The sequence below is a fragment of the Microbacterium sp. genome (assembly GCF_003248605.1).
Lineage (GTDB): Bacteria > Actinomycetota > Actinomycetes > Actinomycetales > Microbacteriaceae > Microbacterium.
The window spans coordinates 32,403-49,642 of sequence record NZ_QFPF01000003.1; the positions used below are offsets into that span (position 1 = coordinate 32,403).

Here is a 17,240-nt window from a genome sequence, read left to right on the forward strand (position 1 = left end):
ACGATCTTTGTGTGAGAATTCACAGATCCTCGGTCAGGCGTTGACGCCGGGCCCGAGGAACGCTCGAATCCTAACGCGGGTGCATCGGCCTTCACGGCGGCACCCGGTTCCTCACTATCAATGGAGATCCAGATGGAAGATTGGACCCAGACTCTGGGTACGGGGCCGCTGCTGCTGATCGCAGCCGGCGCCATCGCGCTGATCCTCGTCATGATCATCGTCTTCAAGGTGCACGCCTTCCTGACGCTGATCGTCGTCTCGCTGCTGACCGCCCTGGTCGCCCGCGTGCCGATCGGCGAGATCGCGACCACCCTGACCGGCGGCTTCGGCGCAACCCTCGGCACGGTCGCGCTGCTCGTCGGTCTCGGCGCGATGCTCGGCCGCCTCATCGAACACTCGGGTGGCGCGAAGGCGCTCGCCGACCGCTTCGTCGAGATCTTCGGCGAGAAGCGCGCTCCGTTCGCGCTCGGCATCGCATCGCTGATCCTCGGCTTCCCGATGTTCTTCGACGCCGGCCTCGTCATGATGCTGCCCATCATCTTCGCGATCGCACGCCGCGTCTCGAAGAACAACGTGCTGCTGTTCGGCCTGCCCGCCGCCGCGGCGTTCTCGGTCATGCACGTCTTCCTGCCCCCGCACCCGGGCCCGGTCACGGCGACCGAGCTCTACGGCGCGAACCTCGGCATCGTGCTGCTGGTCGGCCTCATCATCGCGTTCCCGGTCTGGTACGTCTCGGGTTACCTCTGGGGAAAGTTCGTCGCCGCGCGCATCCCGCTGCCGGTGCCCACGATCTTCGGCGAGATCGACGACGACCAGCCCGTCAACCCGCCCAAGCCCCGCACGATCATCCTGCTGCTCCTGCTGCCGATGTTCCTGATTTTCCTCAACACGGGGCTGTCGACGCTCGCGACGGCCGGCGCCGTCGACGGCGACAACATGTGGATCCAGCTGCTCATCCTCCTCGGCAACTCCGCCGTCGCACTGCTCATCACGGTCATCGTCGCGATGGTCGTGCTGGGCACGCGCCGCGGTGAGAACGGCACCGCGATCGAGAAGATCGTCGACTCGGCCCTCGGACCCGTCGCCTCCGTGATCCTCATCACGGGCGCCGGCGGCATGTTCGGCGGCGTCCTACGGGCCTCCGGCATCGGCGATGCACTCGCCGACACCCTCGCCGACATGGGCCTGCCGATCATCTTCGCGGCATACATCATCGCCGTCGTGATCCGACTGGCTCAGGGCTCGGCGACGGTGGCCCTGGTAACCGCGGCGGGCCTTGCCGCGCCGGCCGTGGTCGCCGGCGACTTCAACCCGCTCCAGATCGCGGCGATCACGCTCGCGACCGCGGCGGGCTCGGTCTTCGCCGGACACGTCAACGACTCGGGCTTCTGGCTCGTCGGCCGCCTGATGGGTATGGACGTCAAGACCACGCTGAAGACCTGGACCGTGCAGCAGACCATCGAGTCGGTCCTCGCGTTCGCGCTCGTGCTCGTGGTCTACGGCATCGGCTCGATGCTCTAGTCCCGCGCCCCGGCATCCACACCCCGAACAGGAGAACCCTCATGTCCGCCCTCTTCGACGTCTCCGATCGTCTCGCGCTGGTCACGGGCTCGTCCCGCGGACTGGGCCGATCCCTCGCCCTCGCGCTCGCGCGCGCCGGCGCCCGGGTCATCGTGCACGGGCGTGACGCGGATGCGCTCGAGGCGACGCGTGCGCAGGCGCAGACCCTGTCCGGCCGTCCCGCCGTGTCGGTCACCTTCGATGTGACCGACGCGGCGGCGGTCGAGGCCGGGGTGGCCGATCTGCTCGCGCGGGTCGGCACCCCCGACATCCTCGTCAACAACGCCGGCGTGCAGCGCCGCGCGCCCATCCAGGACTTCGCGGTCTCGGACTGGGACGACATCATCGCCGCGAACCTCTCGGGCGTCTTCTACGTCTCGCGATTCGTCGCGCCCGCGATGATCGCCCGCGGCTCCGGCAAAATCGTCAACGTCGCCTCGGTGCAGTCGCACCTCGCGCGGCAGACGATCGCCCCGTACTCCGCGTCCAAGGGCGGCGTCGCCCAGCTGACCAAGGGCATGGCGGCCGACCTCGCCCGCCACGGCATCCAGGTCAACGCGCTCTCACCCGGCTACTTCGCCACCGAGATGAACCGCGCGCTCGTCGAGGACGCCGACTTCACCGCGTGGCTCACCCAGCGCACCCCCGCCCAGCGCTGGGGGAACTTCGCCGAGCTCGACGGTGCCCTGCTCTTCCTCGCCTCCGACGCCTCCAGTTTCGTGTCGGGACAGAACATCTTCGTCGACGGCGGCATGACCGCGGTCGTCTGACCCCGAAAGGCCCGCACATGCGCGCAGCGTTCATCGACGCGAAAGAGACCCTCGTCGTCCGCGAGGTCGACATCCCGCAGCCCGGGCCCGCTCAGGTGCGGGTGCGGATCGACTACGTCGGCATCTGCGGGTCCGATCTGCACTACTACTTCGAGGGTGCCAACGGCGCCTTCGTCGTGCGCGAGCCACTCGTTCCCAGCCACGAGGTGTCGGGTCGCATCGACCTCGACCCGACCGGGGAGTGGGCTCCCGGCACGCCGGTCACGGTGCACCCCGCCACCTTCGGCACGCCCACCGCCGACCTCGACCCGCATCTCTGGCCGGGCGGCGCCTACCTCGGCAGCGCCTCCACCTGGCCGCACACGCAGGGCGGTCTCGCCGAGCATCTCCTCGTGGCACGCGAGATGGTGCGGGTGCTGCCGGCATCGCTGCCGGTGCGTCGCGCGGTGCTCGCCGAGCCCCTCGCGGTCGCGCTCCACGGCCTCCGCAAGGCGGGCGACGTCGCGGGGCGCCGGGTGCTGGTGACGGGGTCCGGTCCGATCGGCCTGCTCGCCGTCGCGGCGGCCGTCGCGGCGGGTGCGGCGGAGGTCACCGCCACCGACGTTCTCGAGGGTCCTCTGGAGAGGGCGCGGATGCTGGGAGCCGCACACGCGGTCGACGTCTCTCGCGAGCAGCTGACCGAGAGCGCCTACGACGTCGTGCTCGAATGCTCCGGCGTCGCGCCCTCGATCTCCGCGGCGCTGCGGGCGGCTCGGCCAGGGGGGACGGTCGTGCAGGTGGGGATGGTGCCCGACGAGGCGCGTCCCGTGAACATCGCGCCCTTCATCTCGAAGGAGCTGCGCTACTTCGGCACGTTCCGGTTCTTGGACGAGATCGATCGGGCCATCGCACTGCTGGATGCGGTGCCGGAGATCGAGCGCGTCATCACGCACGAGATCGCCGCGGACGATGCAGTGCGCGCGTTCACGGTGGCGAAGGACTCGCAGGCCTCCGGCAAGGTGATCGTCGCTGTCTGGCCCGCGGAGGACTGAGACGGATCAGTCCTGGCGGTAGGCCGAGCGTCCCATCGCGACGAACGCGCCGACGACCAGGACACCGCCGAGCGTTGCGAGTGCGCCGATCGTCCAGGCGATGAGGTGCGAGAGCATGGCGCCGTCCACGGGGTCCTCCAGGTTCGGGGGCGAGCCCCGGGGGCTCGCGATGTGCGATGTCTTCACGCTATCGCAGGCTCGGGTAGGATGGGGGAGACCTCGGCGAGGGATGTCTCGCACGGCCGCGCGGCCGGTGCCCCCGACATCCGTGATCGACGCGGTGATGCGGGCCCTGCGGCCCTCCTCACGTGTGTGCGTTCGATCCGTTCGACCACCGATCCACGTTCGAGTCGACACCTGCAGACCCCCGCGACACCGGCTCGACATCGAGTGTGTGCGCGTTCCAGAAGGAGAACACCCATGTCGAAGGACACCACCCCCGACACCACGGTCCACGCCGAGCTTCGCGAGAACTTCGGCAAGGGCTTCGCCCGCCGCCTCCGCGCCGCCGGCAAGATCCCCGCCGTCATCTACGGTCACGGCGCAGACCCCGTGCACGTGGCGATGCCCGGTCACCAGACCGCGCTGCTGATCCGCCGCGCCAACGTCGTGCTCGAGCTCGACGTCGCGGGAGCGCAGCACCTCGTGCTCGTCAAGGACGTGCAGAAGGACCCCGTGCACCAGATCATCGAGCACATCGACCTGCTCGTCGTCCGCAAGGGCGAGAAGGTGCAGGTCGACGTGCCGGTCTCGGTGCAGGGCGAGCCCTTCCCCGGCACGATCACGAACCTCGAAGCCAGCACGGTGCTGCTCGAGGTCGAGGCGACGAACATCCCGCAGAACGTCGAGGTCGACGTCGAGGGCCTCGAGGACGGCACGCACATCACCGCCGCCGACCTGAAGCTGCCCGCCGGCGCGGCGCTCGCGGTCGACCCCGAGACGCTCATCATCGCCATCTCGGTGCCCGCGTCCACGCTCGCCGCCGAGGACGAGATCGCGGCGGCAGACGCCGAGGTCGCCGCCGAGCAGTCCGAAGAGGCCGCGGAGTAATCCTTCACCCGCACGAGGGGGGCACTCCGCGTTCGCGCGGGGTGCCCCCCTCGCCGTTCGGTAGCCTGTCGATGCCGCCCGACCGCGTCGATCCCCGCACCCCTGGAGAGAGTACATGCCCGAGACCTGGCTCGTCGTGGGCCTCGGCAACCCCGGTCCGCGGTACGAGGCGACCCGGCACAACGTGGGCCAGATGGTGCTCGACGAGCTTGCGACCCGGCGAGGTGCGGCGTTCAAGAGTCACAAGGCGAACGCCCGCGTCGCCGAGACCTGGCTGCGCCCCGGCGCCGCCAAGCTCGTGCTGGCCAAGCCCAACTCGTTCATGAACGTCTCGGGCGGCCCGGTCGCGGGACTCGCGCGGTTCTTCGGCGTCGACGCCGACCACGTCGTGGTCGTCCACGATGAGCTCGACATCCCCTTCGACACGCTCAAGCTCAAGGTCGGCGGGGGGCACGGTGGGCACAACGGCGTTCGGGATGTCGCCAAGGCGCTGGCCACGGCGGATTTCGCGCGGGTGCGGGTCGGTATCGGGCGTCCCCCCGGACGGCAGGATCCCGCGGACTGGGTGCTCGATCCGTTCGGGGCGACCGAACGGCAGGCGCTGCCTCTGCTCGTCTCGGACGCGGCGGATGCCGTCGAGCGGCTCGTCGACGAGGGTCTGCTCGCCGCGCAGCAGCACCACCACGCTCCGCGCGCGTAGAGGCCGGGTAGGCCGTCGCCGTCGCGCGACTCAGACGTACGGCGCCGTGCCCCCCGCGAGGCCGAGCGGGAACGCGAGCTGCACCACGACGTAGCTGATCGGCACCAGGATCACCGCGACGACACCCCACGCGCGGCCGCGGCGGGTGGCGATCGCGATCACGCCGAGCACGAGCGCGGCGATGGCCGACAGCATCCACCCGCCGTTGCCGATCGCGAGCCACACGCTGCTCTGCTCGACCAGGGTGCGCGCGGCCGCGGGCAGGGTCTCGGGGTCGAGGCGCTCGCCCGCCGTGCCCATCGCGGTGAGGTCGACGTGGGCGCCGATGCCGCCGAGGATGTATCCGCCGACGAGCACGACGGCGGGGGCGATCGCGGCCGCCACAGCGGCGAGCGAGAGGGCGATGACGCCGAGGGTGCGCGGTCGTCGCGGTCGCGCGGGCGGGGCGGGAGGCATCGGATCAGGGGCCGAACGGCGCGCCCGCGGCGAGCCCGGCGAAGAAGAAGCCGCTCGCGACGCTGACGAACACGACGAATCCGATCGGCGCGATCACGACCGCGGCGATGCCCTGGCCGCGGCCGCGTCGGCGGGTGATCGCGACGATCGCCTGCGCGATCGCCCAGATTCCGAGCACCGTGCCGGCCCAGAAGGCGATCTCGCCGACGAGCACCCAGCTCCGCACCGGGGCCAGGACCGCGAGGTCGGACGGAGGGACGGGGCTCGCCAGCGCCGGCGCGACCTCGAGGCCTACGGTGAACGCCGCCGGGCCCACCGCGACGGTGGGGGCGACGAGCGCGATGATCGCGAGCACGAGCGCCACGATGCCGAGCGCCGGGCGTCCGATCGGGCGCGGCGCGGCGGGGGGCTGGGGGTGCACCGGGTACGGCTGGTGAGCCTGCGGGTGCGTGGGGTACGGCGGCTGCGCCTGCGGGTGCGTGGGGTACGGCGGCTGCGCCTGCAGGTGCGTGGGGTACGGCGGCTGCGCGGGGGCGTATGCCGGGTACGGCGGCTGCGCGGCGGGGGGCGAGGGGGGCTGTGCCGGTGGGATGGGCAGAGGCGGCACGGGGGGCGGGGGAGGCGCGGAATCGGAACCCGGTGCCGGCTGCTCGCTCATCCCCTCATCCTAGGCCGGGCTCCCCGAGGGTCCCCGGGGGAGGGATGTCGGAGGAGGCTCCTAGACTTGTGCGGTGACGATTCACGGGATCACGCGCGCCCTCGCGCGCTCAGGCGCGTTCGCAGACGGCGGGGCTCCGGCGTCCGTCGACGCCGACTTCTCGCTCGTCGAGGGCCTTGTCGCGCCCACCCTCGCCGCGCTCCTCGACAAGCGGGCCCGCGCGCAGAAGCCCCCCGTGCTGCTCGCGATCACGCCCACGGGCCGCCGCGCCGACCAGCTCGCCCCCTCACTGCAGGCGTATCTGCCCGGCGCGACGGTGCTTGCTTTCCCGGCATGGGAGACCCTGCCGCACGAGCGCCTCAGCCCGAGCGCCGAGACCGTCGGCGCGCGCCTCGAGGTGTTGCGCCGCATCGCCGCGCACGCCGGCGATGCGCCCCTCGTCGTCATGGCGTCGGTGCGCGCTGCGCTGCAGCCGATCGCGCCGGGCCTCGACACGGTCGAACCCGTCGTCCTGCGCGCGCAGGGGCGCGGGTATGAGCTGCCCGAGCTCGCCGAACGCCTCGTCGAGCTGGCGTACGCCCGCGTGGACATGGTCTCGCGACGCGGCGAGTTCGCCGTGCGGGGCGGAATCCTCGACGTCTTCCCCGCGGTGGCGGAGCACCCCTACCGAGTGGAATTCTTCGGCGACGAGGTCGACCAGATCCGCGCCTTCTCCGTCGCCGATCAGCGATCGCTGCCGGGTGAGGTCCACGAGGTGCGGCTGCCGCCCACGCGCGAGCTGCTCCTGACGACCGAGGTGCGCGAACGCGCGCGCGGCCTGCAGTCGAGCCTGCCGGGCCTCTCGAGCATGCTCGAGCGCATGGCCGAGGGCATCCCCGTCGATGGCATGGAGTCGCTCACGCCCGCCCTCGTCGACCACCTGCTTCCGCTCGTCGACTATCTGCCCGCGGGCACTGCGGTCGCGCTCGTCGACCCCGAGCGGGCCATCGCCCGCGCCCTCAACCTGCAGGAGACCAATCGCGAGTTCCTCGAGGCTGCGTGGAGCGCCGCGACCGCGGGCGCCGACACGCCGATCGATCTGGGTGCGGGCGACTTCCTGACCCTGCCGCTGCTGCGCGAGGCCGCCCGTGAGCGCGGGGGAGTGTGGTGGACCTTCAGCGCCTTCGACTCGGGTGCGGCCGACGCGGCGGCCGAGGGCATCCTCGACGTCTCGGCCGACGACGAGGCCGCCCCCCTGCGGGTGCCGGGCACCGCGGTGCCCTCGTTCCACGGCAATGTCGACGGCGCCACCGCGCACGTCGGCGACCTGCTGGCCCGCGGCTGGAGCGTCGTGGTGGCGGCGTCGGGGGCGGGGCTGGTCGACCGCGCGCGCGACGTGCTCGCCGAGCGCGGCTTCGCGGCGCGGGTGACGGATGCCGTCATCGAGCCGCCCGAGCCGGGTGTGGCTCTGCTGGTCAAGGCGCAGATCGAGGCGGGCTTCGAATCCGCCGAGGCGCAGCTGGCGGTCCTGACGGAGTCCGACTTCTACGGGCGCACCATCGGCGGTGATTCCCGCGTAGTCAAGAAGCTCGCCTCTCGCCGCCGCAACGTCGTCGATCCGATGCAGCTGAAGGCCGGCGACTTCGTCGTGCATGCCACCCACGGGATCGGCCGCTTCGTCGAGCTCGTGCAGCGCGAGGTCTCCTCCGGCGGCCGCAACCCCGTCAAGAGCACCCGCGAGTACCTCGTCGTCGAGTACGCCCCGTCCAAGCGCGGGTATCCCGGCGACAAGCTGTTCGTGCCCACCGATCAGCTCGACCTGCTCTCGCGGTACGTCGGCGGCGAAGCCCCGACCCTGTCGAAGATGGGCGGCAGCGACTGGGCGCAGGCCAAGGGCCGCGCGCGCAAGGCGGTGCGCGACATCGCCGTCGAGCTCGTCAAGCTCTACTCGGCGCGCATGTCGGCCAAGGGTCACGCCTTCGGGCCCGACACGCCCTGGCAGAGGGAGCTCGAAGAGGCCTTCCCGTTCGCCGAGACGCTCGACCAGCTGCAGACGATCGACGAGATCAAGGCCGACATGGAGCGCCCCATCCCGATGGACCGTCTGCTCTCGGGCGACGTCGGATTCGGCAAGACCGAAGTCGCCGTGCGGGCGGCGTTCAAGGCGATCCAAGACGGCAAGCAGGTCGCGATGCTCGTGCCCACGACGCTCCTGGTCAAGCAGCACCTCGAGACGTTCACCGAGCGCTTCGCCGGGTTCCCCGTGCACGTGCGCGCCCTCTCGCGGTTCCAGACCGACAAGCAGGCGCGCGAGATCGTCAAAGGGCTCGCCGACGGGACCGTCGACATGGTGATCGGTACGCATCGCATCCTCACCGAGCAGGTGCTGTTCAAGGACCTCGGCCTGATGATCATCGACGAGGAGCAGCGCTTCGGCGTCGAGCACAAAGACGCGCTCAAGAAGCTCAAGACCAACGTCGACATCCTGGCCATGAGCGCAACCCCCATCCCCCGCACGCTCGAGATGGCGGTCACAGGGATCCGCGAGATGTCGACTCTCGCGACGCCGCCCGAGGATCGGCATCCCATCCTCTCCTTCGTCGGCCCTCGCAACGACAAGCAGATCGCGGCGGCGATCCGGCGCGAGCTGCTGCGCGAGGGCCAGGTGTTCTACGTGCACAACCGCGTGCATTCGATCCAGCGGGTCGCGGCGCACCTCGCCGAGCTCGTGCCCGAGGCGCGGATCGCCGTCGCACACGGGCAGATGGGTGAGCACGCGCTCGAGCAGGTCGTCGACGACTTCTGGGAGCGCAAGTTCGATGTGCTCGTCTCGACGACGATCATCGAGACGGGCCTCGACATCGCCAACGCCAACACGATCATCATCGACCGGGCCGACAAATACGGGCTCTCGCAGCTGCATCAGCTGCGCGGGCGGGTGGGACGCGCGCGCGAGCGCGCCTACGCCTACTTCTTGTACGACGAGATGAAGCCCCTCTCCGAGACCGCCGCCGACCGTCTCGAGACCATCGCGGTCAACAACGATCTCGGCTCGGGCATGCAGGTGGCGCTGAAGGACCTCGAGCTGCGGGGCGCCGGCAATCTGCTGGGCGCCGAGCAGGCGGGGCACATCGCCGGCGTCGGCTTCGACCTCTACCTGCGCATGATCGGCGAGGCGGTCGCGACGTTCCGCGGCGAAGACACCGAGGGGCCCGCCGAGCTGCGTCTCGAGCTGCCCGTACAGGCGCGCGTGCCGGAGACCTACATCGAGAGCGAGCGCCTGCGGCTCGAGGCCTACCAGAAGCTGTCGGCGGCCGCTGCCGCCAACGCAGAGCCCGACGCGATCGACCTCGTCATCGACGAGCTGCGCGATCGTTACGGCGAGCCGCCGGCCGAGGTCTCGGGCCTCGTGCAGGTGGCACGACTGCGCCGGCGTGCGGCCCGGGCGGGTCTGACCGACGTCGTCGCGATGGGTCCGAATCTCCGCGTCGCGCCCGCGCAGCTGCCGGATTCGCGACGCGTGCGGCTGCAGCGCCTGTATCCGAACGCCAAGCTGGTCCAGGGTGGCGACGCTCTGGTCGTGCCGATGCCGCGTGTCGGTGGCGAGCCGCTCGGCGATGACGAACTGATCGCCTGGGTCAGCCAGCTGCTGACGGCGCTGTTTCCCGAGCCGGCGGCGGATGCGCCCGCGGCGGACGGTGCGCCGGCCGGCGCCGATGCGCCCGACGGCGCGCGCGGCTCGACCGCCGTCCCGTCGCCCCGATAACTCCCCTTCGGTGTCCCAATTTCTGTCGCCCGCCGCGGGTCATAGCGACATTGTTCGGGACACGCTCACCGCGGCGGGATGCCGCGCCTCAGCTCGCCGGGGTGATGTCCCACTTTCTGTCGCCCACCGCGCCCCGGAGCGACCGAAAGTGGGACATGGTCACCAGGGTGTGGAAGCAGGGTGCGGGAGCAGGGTGCTGGAGCGGGGTGTGGAAGCAGGGTGCGGAAGCAGGGTTCGGGAGCGGGGCCGGCGCGGGTGGCCGCGCGAGCCCGGCGCGGCTAGGGTGAGGCCGTGCAGTTCGAGCATCTGGGCGCGAGGCCGCGCATCCATCCGACGGCGGTCATCGCCGAGACCGCGGTCGTGTCGGGGGATGTCGAGATCGGCGCCGACTGCCAGGTTCTGCACGGCGCGATCATCACCGCCGAGGGCGGCCCGATCACGCTCGCCGAGAGCGTCATCGTGATGGAGAACGCGGTGGTCCGGGCAAGTGCCGCCGACCCCGTGCACATCGCCGACCACACCCTCATCGGTCCGGGCGCCACCGTCAGCGGTGCGACGATCGGGGCAGAGGTGTTCCTCGCGACGGGCACGCGCGTCTTCAACGGAGCCCACATCGGCGACCGCTGCGAGGTGCGTGTCGGCGCCGTCGTGCATCTGCGCACGACACTGCCGCCCGAGACCGTGGTGCCGATCGGTTGGGTGGCCGTCGGCGACCCGCTCGGCATCCACCCGCCCAGCGCGCACGACAAGATCTGGGCGGCGCAGCAGGAACTCGACTTTCCCGGCTACGTGTTCGGCCTGGACCGCGACACGCCCGACCTGATGGTGCAGCTCACCGAGCGCTACGGACGCAGCCTTGCCCGGCATGCGCACGACCGCCGCATCGGCTGAGACCCGCCCTCCACCCGGGTACGGCCCCATTGGGCGTGCACAACGGCGGATGCTGTCGCCGACACGCCGCGCCTCGGCCAGAGCCTCCGGCGTGTCGGGCGATCTGTCCGCAGCCGTGCACGCCGCTCGCGTCGGGCGACGCCCGGGCCCGCGATTCTCACCCCGTGTTCTGCAGCCCCGCCGCGACACCCGAGACCGACAGCAGCAGCAGGCGCTGCTGCTCGGGATCGGGCTTCTCGCCCTCGGCCGTGGCGCGCAGCGCGCGCAGCGCACGCAGCTGCAGCAGTGACAGCGCGTCGACGTAGGGGCTGCGCATCTTGACCGCGCGCCCCAGGACGGGGCGGTTCTCGAGCAGATCGTCACCGCCCGTGATGCGGATCACCCATGCCCGCGTCAGCTCCATCTCGCCCGCGACGAGATCGGCGAGGTCGCTGCGGTCGCCGAGGTCGAGATAGCGCTTGGCGATGCGCGCATCGGCCTTGGCGAGGCTCATCGCGACGTTGTCGATCATGGTGCGCAGCAGCGGCCACTGCTCGTAGGCCTCGCGCAGCAGCGCCTCGTCGCCGACCGCCTCGAGAGCGGTGCCCAGGCCGAACCAGCCGGCGAGGTTGATGCGGGCCTGCGTCCATGCGAACACCCACGGGATCGCGCGCAGGTCCTCGAGCGACTCGACCGACAGGCCGCGCCGCGCGGGCCTCGAGCCCAGAGCGAGCAGCCCGACCTCCTCCATCGGCGTGACGGTGGCGAACCACGGCGCGAACCCCTCGGCCTTGACGAGGGCGAAGAAGCGCTCACGGGATGCTGTGTCCAGCGTCGCCGCGATGTGCGCGTATTTCTCCGCCGCGGCCTCGTTCCGCTGCTCGATCGAGGGGGAGGAGGCCAGCAGGGTCGCGGCGGCGACCTGGTCGATGTGGCGCATCGCGATGGCGGGGTCGCCGTACCGGGCGAAGATGACCTCGCCCTGTTCGGTGAGCTTGAACCGGCCGTCGACGGAGTGCGGCGGCTGCGCGAGGATCGCCGAGTTGGCGGGCCCGCCGCCTCGGCCGAGAGCACCTCCGCGGCCGTGGAAGAGCGTCAGCTCGATGCCGGTCTCCCGGGCCCAGGCGGCGATCTTCGCCTGCGCTTCGTACAGCGCGAGGTTGGCCGCGACCGGACCGACGTCCTTGGACGAGTCGGAGTATCCCAGCATCACCTCGAGCCTGCGGCCGGTCGCCTCCAGCCGCGCGGCGAACATCGGATGCTCCACGATCTCGGCGAGGATCCCGGGCGCCGCCTGCAGGTCGGCGAAGGTCTCGAACAGCGGGATGACGTCGAGGGTCGGTCCCTCGGCATCCGGGCCCACCGCGTAGCGGGCCAGGCGGTGCACGTTGGCGAGATCCTCGGCCGACTGGGTGAACGAGACGATGTATCGGCCCGCGGCGCGGGGGCCGAAGCGGTCCTGCACGAAGGCGATCGAGCGGAAGACGTCGAGCACCTCCTCCGCCAGGTCGCTGCGCGCGGCGCCCGGCGCGAGCGCGTCGAGCTCGGCGAGCACCGTGCGATGCACCTGCGAATGCTGGCGCACCTCGAGTTCGGTCAGATGGAAGCCGTAGGTCTCGACCTGCCAGATCAGCTGCTGCAGCGCGCCGTACGCATGGCGGGCGGCGCCGGCGGACGCGAGCGAGGTCTGCACCGTGCGCAGCTCCGCCAGCAGCTCGTCCGGCTCGCGGTAGGCGAGGTCGGCGTCGCGCGTGCGCGTCGCGGCGATGCGGCGCGCGATCAGGAGCAGGATGCGCCGGTGCGGCTCGGAGGGCGAGCGCTTGGCGATGTCGGCCGCCGCGTCCTCGTCGGCGGCGCGCAGCCTGTGCCACAGCGCGACGAGTGCGTCGCTCGGCGGGGTCGTGTCGGCGTCGAGGGTCAGCGCGCGACCCACCCTCTCGGTCGTGCGCTCGAGACCCCGCAGCACGTGCTCCGACGCGATGCCCGCAGCCTTGCGCGTGACCTTGGCGGTGACGAAGGGGTTGCCGTCGCGGTCGCCGCCCACCCACGAGCCGATGCGCACGAAGGGACGCACGACGGGAGGCCGCTGACCGGCCGCGAGACCCTGGAGGGCGTCGTCGATGCGGCGGTACACGTGGGGGACCGCCGTGTACAGGGTGTCGTCGAAGACGGCCATGACGGCGCGCACCTCGTCGGTGGGCGAGGGCTTCTCGGCGCGGAGCGGGGCGGTGCGCCAGAGCGTGTCGATCTCCTCGAGGATCCGGCGGCGGGCGCGGCGCTCGTCGGCCCCTCCGCGCAGCGACGCGTCGAGCTCCTCGAGCAGCGCGGCGATGCGGCGCACGCTCGTCGAGATCGCGCGGCGGCGCGCCTCGGTGGGGTGCGCGGTGAAGACCGGGTGGAACCGCAGCGCCTGCAAGCGCGCGAGAGCCGTCTCGTCGCCGACTTCGGCCGATAGCCGCACGAAGGCCGCCGCGACGGAGTCGGTGGCATCCTCCTTCTCGGGGCGTCCGTCGCGCTCGCGCAGGATGCGCACGCGCTGGTGCTCCTCGGCGAGGTTGACGAGGTGGAAGTAGCACGTGAACGCGCGTGCCACCTCGTCGGCGCGGGCGACCGTGAAGGACTCCACGATCGCCGCCGCGCGGGCGAACGCTTCGGGCGAGGTGTCGGTGTAGGCCGCGATCGTGGCGGTCCGCAGGCGCTCGACGTCTTCATACAGGCCCGGGCTTCCGCTCTCGCGCAGCACCTGACCGAGCAGCGACCCCAGCATGCGCACATCGGCACGCATCGTTTCGGGCAATTCTTGACCGGCATCGAAGCGTCCGACGAGGTCGATGGCTTCGGTGGGGGTGGGATCGAGCATGATCTCCACGTTAGCGCGAGCGTGTTTCCTGTTCGTCACGCGGGCGGGCCCCCGGGGAGGCGGCAGCTCGCCGGGTAGACTGGGAACCTGGTGTGCCGGGAAGTCTGGTCGGCGGCGGTGCGCGCGCGCCCACCGCGACCCCCGACGAAAGGACCCGTGTGTCCCTGCTGCGCTCTGCCCGTTTTCCCGCGATCATCCTGCTCGCGGCCGCCATCGCCGCCCTGATCGTCGCCAACTCGCCGGCCGGTCCGGCGGTGGGCGCCCTGAAGGAGACCTATCTCGGCATCCCGGGCGTGTTCGAGATGTCCATCGGGCACTGGGTGCAGGACGGCCTGCTCGCGATCTTCTTCTTCGTCGTCGCGGTCGAGCTGCAGTTCGAGCTCACCAACGGCGAGCTCAATTCGGCCCGAAAGGCCCTCCAACCGGCGATCGCCGCGACCGGCGGCGTGCTGATCCCGATCGCCGTGTTCCTCGCGTTCGCCGCGGGGTCGGACGCGTCCTCGGGCTGGCCGATCCCCACCGCGACCGACATCGCCTTCGCGCTTGGCGTGCTCGCCGTCTTCGGCAAAGGACTGCCCGCCGGCATCCGCATCTTCCTGCTCGCCCTCGCGATCCTCGACGACATCGTCGGCATCATCTTCATCGCCGTGCTCTTCACCACCGACGTCAACGTCGGCCTGCTCGCGCTGGCCGCGGTGCTCGTGGTCGTCTTCGGCATCCTGAGCCGCCTGCTCGACACGCGGGCGCGCGTGCCGCTCGCGATCGTGCTCGTGCTGCTGGGCATCGCCACCTGGGTGCTGGTCTATCTCTCGGGCGTCCACGCGACGATCGCGGGTGTGGCTCTGGGCCTTGCCATGTTCCAGCGCCCGGCCCTCGCCACCCGCCACGCGCTCGAGCCGTGGGTCAACGGCATCGTGCTGCCCCTGTTCGCCTTCTCGGCCGCGCTCGTCGTGATCCCGCAGGTCTCGCCGACCGAGCTCTCGCCGGCGTTCTGGGGAATCCTCGTGGCGCTCCCGGTGGGAAAGATCATCGGCATCTCGATCTTCGGCTGGATCTCCCTCCGGGTGGGCAACCGGGGCGCCACGCCGCACCTCTCGTTCGCCGACCTGCTCGCGGCCGGTGCGCTCGGCGGCATCGGGTTCACCGTGTCGCTGCTGCTGTCCGAGCTGGCGTTCGCGGGCGAGGCGCTGGTGCGGGACGAGGCGACGCTCGGCGTGCTCGCCGGGTCGGCGGTCTCCCTCGTGATGGCCGCCGTGCTCGTGTCCCAGCGGGCGCGGCACTACCGCCGGCTCGCCGACACCGAGGCCGAGGCGCAGCAGGTTCCGCACACCCCGACGCCCACGGGCGGCCAGCTTAACTGACGCGGGGCGCCGGCGCGGGGCGCGGCGAGCACAGGATCGGAGCCGAGCACAGGATGATTCGGCGCCGTTCGTCCTGTTCTCGGCTCCTCTCCTGTCCTGGCCGCACGAGAATGGGTCGATGACCCCTTCCGACGACGTGGATGCTGTCACCGCACACCGCGCGCGGGCGCTGGCCGACGCGGCCGAGACCATGCGCATCGTCCGCGAGCGCTGCGTCTGGACGCAGCAGATCACCCATCGCGAGCTGGTGCCCTACCTGATCGAGGAATCGCACGAGCTGATCGACGCCGTCGAGAGCGGATCGCGCCCGGAGCTGCGGGAGGAGCTCGGCGATGTTCTGTGGCAGGTGCTCTTCCACGCCGAGCTCGCGTCGCGCGATGCCGAGGCGCCCTTCGACATCGGGGATGTGGCCGCGGACCTGACGGACAAGATGGTCCGCCGGCATCCGCACGTCTTCGCCGGTGAGACCGCCGACACGCCCGAGCGTGTGCGGGAGCTCTGGAACGCCGCGAAGGCCGCCGAGAAGCGGGAGCGCGTGAGCGTCCTCGACGGTGTGGCCCGCGGCATGCCCGCGCTCGCGCTCGCGCAGAAGATGCTGGGCAAGGCGGCGGCGGTGGGCACCGGCCCTTCGACGGGCTCAGGGTCCGCTGCCGGCCCTTCGACGGGCTCAGGGTCCGCTGCCGGGATCCGATCCGAGGCCGAGCTCGGCGACGCGCTGCTGCGCCTCGTCGCGCAGGCGAGAGAGAACGGGTGGGATGCCGAGCGCGCCCTGCGAGAGCGGCTGCGCGCTCTCGAGTCCGAGATCCGCACCGCAGAGCGGCGGACGAGGCCGGCGGACGCGACCTGAGAGGATGGGGGGGTGCCACCCGTGAACCCGCCGCGCGGCATGCGCGACTTCCTGCCCGCCGACAAGGCCCGCCGCGAGCGTGTGCTCGCGATCATCCGCGACCGCTACCGTGCGCACGGGTTCGAGGAGATCGAGACCCCCGTCGTCGAGGACTACGACCGGCTCCACGCGGGCATCGGCGGCGACAACGAGAAGCTCTCCTTCAGCGTGCTCAAGCGCGGCCTCGACGCCGACGGCATCCGGGCCGCGGCCGATGATCCGGCGGCGCTCGCAGACCTGGGCCTGCGGTACGACCTGACCGTTCCGCTCGCCCGGTTCTACGCCAGCCACCGCGGCGACCTGCCGGGCGTCTTCCGAGCCATCCAGATCGCGCCCGTGTGGCGTGCCGAGCGCCCGCAGAAGGGCCGCTACCGGCAGTTCGTGCAGTGCGACATCGACATCATCGGCGATGCCTCAGCGCGCGCCGAGGCCGAGCTCATCACCGCGACGCTCGACACCCTCGACGCGCTCGGGCTCGAGGGTGCGCGGGTGCGCATCAACGACCGCCGGGTGCTCGATGGGATGCTGGCAGCCTTCGGCTTCGCGCCCGATCAGCGCCCCGGGGTGCTCATCACGATCGACAAGCTCGACAAGATCGGTGCGACGGGCGTCGCCGCCGAGCTGCGCGAGCGCGGTGCGGACGAGGCCGCGGTCGATGCGTTCGAGCGGTTCCTCACCCGCCCGCAGACCCAGGAGCTGATCCCCTACGGCGAGCGGCAGATCCGCCGCGCACTGCCCGAGGGCATCCCCGACGACGTCGTGGCTCACCTCGTGGCGCTCGGCGAGGCCGTGGCCGCGGCCCGGCCGCCGGTCGACGGCGGCGAGGGTCTCCCGCTCGTGTTCGACCCGTTCCTCGTGCGGGGCATGGGCTACTACACCGGCACGATCTTCGAGCTCGCTCATCCGTCGGTGTCCTTCTCCCTCGGGGGTGGGGGGCGCTACGACGGCATGATCGGGCGGTTCCTGGGCACCGATGTGCCCGCCGTGGGATTCTCGATCGGGTTCGAGCGCATCGTCGATCTGGTGTCGGCGGACGAGGCGGCCACAGCATCCGCCGTCGTTCTCGTGCACGATCGCGACATGCCGCTGCCGCGGCTGCTCTCGCTCAAGGCGGCGCTCGTGGCCCGGGGTTCGCGCGTGCGCGTCGAACAGCGCACGAAAAATCTCAAGGCGCCGCTCGAGCGCGCCGCAGCCGACGGCTACACGGCGTTCGCGATCGTCGGGGCAGAAACGGCACCCGACGCGATCGACCTCAAGCCGCTCGACTGAGACGCCGGCGATTCCGGAGGTCAC

At 71.4% G+C, this 17,240-nt stretch carries 14 protein-coding genes; 10 read left to right on the forward strand and 4 right to left on the reverse strand.

Translation table 11 applies throughout. The features are described from left to right. Positions 1 to 132: 132 nt before the first annotated feature. The 3 genes from DI573_RS00915 to DI573_RS00925 are packed head-to-tail and all read left to right on the forward strand — an operon-like array spanning position 133 to position 3,361. Positions 133 to 1,521, forward strand: a complete 1,389-nt coding sequence (locus tag DI573_RS00915) for a gluconate:H+ symporter (protein ID WP_292809666.1) — start codon at positions 133 to 135, stop codon at positions 1,519 to 1,521. 41 nt (positions 1,522 to 1,562) lie between these two features. Further along, on the forward strand, positions 1,563 to 2,330 hold the full coding sequence (locus tag DI573_RS00920) for an SDR family oxidoreductase (RefSeq protein WP_292809668.1): 768 nt from the start codon (positions 1,563 to 1,565) through the stop codon (positions 2,328 to 2,330). 17 nt (positions 2,331 to 2,347) lie between these two features. Beyond that, the gene (locus tag DI573_RS00925; RefSeq protein ID WP_292809670.1) at positions 2,348 to 3,361 is read left to right on the forward strand and encodes a zinc-binding dehydrogenase; all 1,014 of its coding nucleotides are present in this window, start codon (positions 2,348 to 2,350) and stop codon (positions 3,359 to 3,361) included. A gap of 6 nt (positions 3,362 to 3,367) precedes the next feature. Here the strand turns inward: DI573_RS00925 and DI573_RS00930 are convergent, their stop codons facing one another. Next, positions 3,368 to 3,547, reverse strand: coding sequence for a hypothetical protein (locus DI573_RS00930; RefSeq protein ID WP_292809672.1), 180 nt, complete (start codon positions 3,545 to 3,547; stop codon positions 3,368 to 3,370). Between the two features lie 234 nt (positions 3,548 to 3,781). Here DI573_RS00930 and DI573_RS00935 point away from each other — a divergent pair, with 234 nt between their 5' ends. Continuing rightward, complete coding sequence (locus DI573_RS00935; RefSeq protein WP_292809674.1) at positions 3,782 to 4,411, forward strand: 50S ribosomal protein L25/general stress protein Ctc; 630 nt, start codon at positions 3,782 to 3,784, stop codon at positions 4,409 to 4,411. A 115-nt stretch (positions 4,412 to 4,526) separates the two neighbouring features. Beyond that, positions 4,527 to 5,111, forward strand: coding sequence for an aminoacyl-tRNA hydrolase (pth, locus tag DI573_RS00940; protein ID WP_292809676.1), 585 nt, complete (start codon positions 4,527 to 4,529; stop codon positions 5,109 to 5,111). Between the two features lie 30 nt (positions 5,112 to 5,141). Here the strand turns inward: pth and DI573_RS00945 are convergent, their stop codons facing one another. After that, entirely contained in the window at positions 5,142 to 5,567 is a 426-nt protein-coding gene (locus DI573_RS00945) for a hypothetical protein (RefSeq protein WP_292809678.1), read from the reverse strand. Positions 5,568 to 5,571: 4 nt separating this feature from the next. Next, complete coding sequence (locus DI573_RS00950) at positions 5,572 to 6,225, reverse strand: hypothetical protein (RefSeq protein WP_292809680.1); 654 nt, start codon at positions 6,223 to 6,225, stop codon at positions 5,572 to 5,574. A gap of 73 nt (positions 6,226 to 6,298) precedes the next feature. Between DI573_RS00950 and mfd the strand changes: the two genes are divergently transcribed. Together mfd and DI573_RS00960 are read left to right on the forward strand one after the other, a co-directional pair. Next, positions 6,299 to 9,970 (forward strand): transcription-repair coupling factor, encoded by a 3,672-nt coding sequence (gene mfd / locus DI573_RS00955; RefSeq protein WP_292809682.1) that lies wholly within the window; start codon positions 6,299 to 6,301, stop codon positions 9,968 to 9,970. 291 nt (positions 9,971 to 10,261) lie between these two features. Further along, positions 10,262 to 10,861, forward strand: coding sequence for a gamma carbonic anhydrase family protein (locus tag DI573_RS00960; protein ID WP_292809684.1), 600 nt, complete (start codon positions 10,262 to 10,264; stop codon positions 10,859 to 10,861). Between the two features lie 157 nt (positions 10,862 to 11,018). Here the strand turns inward: DI573_RS00960 and DI573_RS00965 are convergent, their stop codons facing one another. After that, positions 11,019 to 13,700, reverse strand: coding sequence for a phosphoenolpyruvate carboxylase (locus DI573_RS00965; RefSeq protein ID WP_292809686.1), 2,682 nt, complete (start codon positions 13,698 to 13,700; stop codon positions 11,019 to 11,021). 158 nt (positions 13,701 to 13,858) lie between these two features. On the opposite strand from DI573_RS00965, the gene DI573_RS00970 reads away from it, so the two are divergent. From DI573_RS00970 to hisS, 3 genes are all read left to right on the forward strand, one after another. Continuing rightward, entirely contained in the window at positions 13,859 to 15,061 is a 1,203-nt protein-coding gene (locus tag DI573_RS00970; RefSeq protein WP_292809688.1) for a Na+/H+ antiporter NhaA, read from the forward strand. Positions 15,062 to 15,179: 118 nt separating this feature from the next. Next, the gene (locus tag DI573_RS00975) at positions 15,180 to 15,908 is read left to right on the forward strand and encodes a MazG family protein (RefSeq protein ID WP_292809689.1); all 729 of its coding nucleotides are present in this window, start codon (positions 15,180 to 15,182) and stop codon (positions 15,906 to 15,908) included. A 39-nt stretch (positions 15,909 to 15,947) separates the two neighbouring features. Beyond that, the gene (gene hisS, locus DI573_RS00980) at positions 15,948 to 17,216 is read left to right on the forward strand and encodes a histidine--tRNA ligase (protein WP_292809773.1); all 1,269 of its coding nucleotides are present in this window, start codon (positions 15,948 to 15,950) and stop codon (positions 17,214 to 17,216) included. Positions 17,217 to 17,240: the final 24 nt, after the last annotated feature.

What these genes read in the sequence shown, in the direction of transcription:
- DI573_RS00915 (WP_292809666.1), top strand. Translation starts at nt 133, where the DNA reads ATGGAAGATTGGACCCAGACTCTGGGTACGGGGCCGCTGCTGCTGATC.
- DI573_RS00920 (WP_292809668.1), top strand. Translation starts at nt 1,563, where the DNA reads ATGTCCGCCCTCTTCGACGTCTCCGATCGTCTCGCGCTGGTCACGGGC.
- DI573_RS00925 (WP_292809670.1), top strand. Translation starts at nt 2,348, where the DNA reads ATGCGCGCAGCGTTCATCGACGCGAAAGAGACCCTCGTCGTCCGCGAG.
- DI573_RS00935 (WP_292809674.1), top strand. Translation starts at nt 3,782, where the DNA reads ATGTCGAAGGACACCACCCCCGACACCACGGTCCACGCCGAGCTTCGC.
- pth (WP_292809676.1), top strand. Translation starts at nt 4,527, where the DNA reads ATGCCCGAGACCTGGCTCGTCGTGGGCCTCGGCAACCCCGGTCCGCGG.
- DI573_RS00945 (WP_292809678.1), bottom strand. Translation starts at nt 5,567, where the DNA reads ATGCCTCCCGCCCCGCCCGCGCGACCGCGACGACCGCGCACCCTCGGC.
- DI573_RS00950 (WP_292809680.1), bottom strand. Translation starts at nt 6,225, where the DNA reads ATGAGCGAGCAGCCGGCACCGGGTTCCGATTCCGCGCCTCCCCCGCCC.
- DI573_RS00965 (WP_292809686.1), bottom strand. Translation starts at nt 13,700, where the DNA reads ATGCTCGATCCCACCCCCACCGAAGCCATCGACCTCGTCGGACGCTTC.
- DI573_RS00975 (WP_292809689.1), top strand. Translation starts at nt 15,180, where the DNA reads ATGACCCCTTCCGACGACGTGGATGCTGTCACCGCACACCGCGCGCGG.
- hisS (WP_292809773.1), top strand. Translation starts at nt 15,948, where the DNA reads ATGCGCGACTTCCTGCCCGCCGACAAGGCCCGCCGCGAGCGTGTGCTC.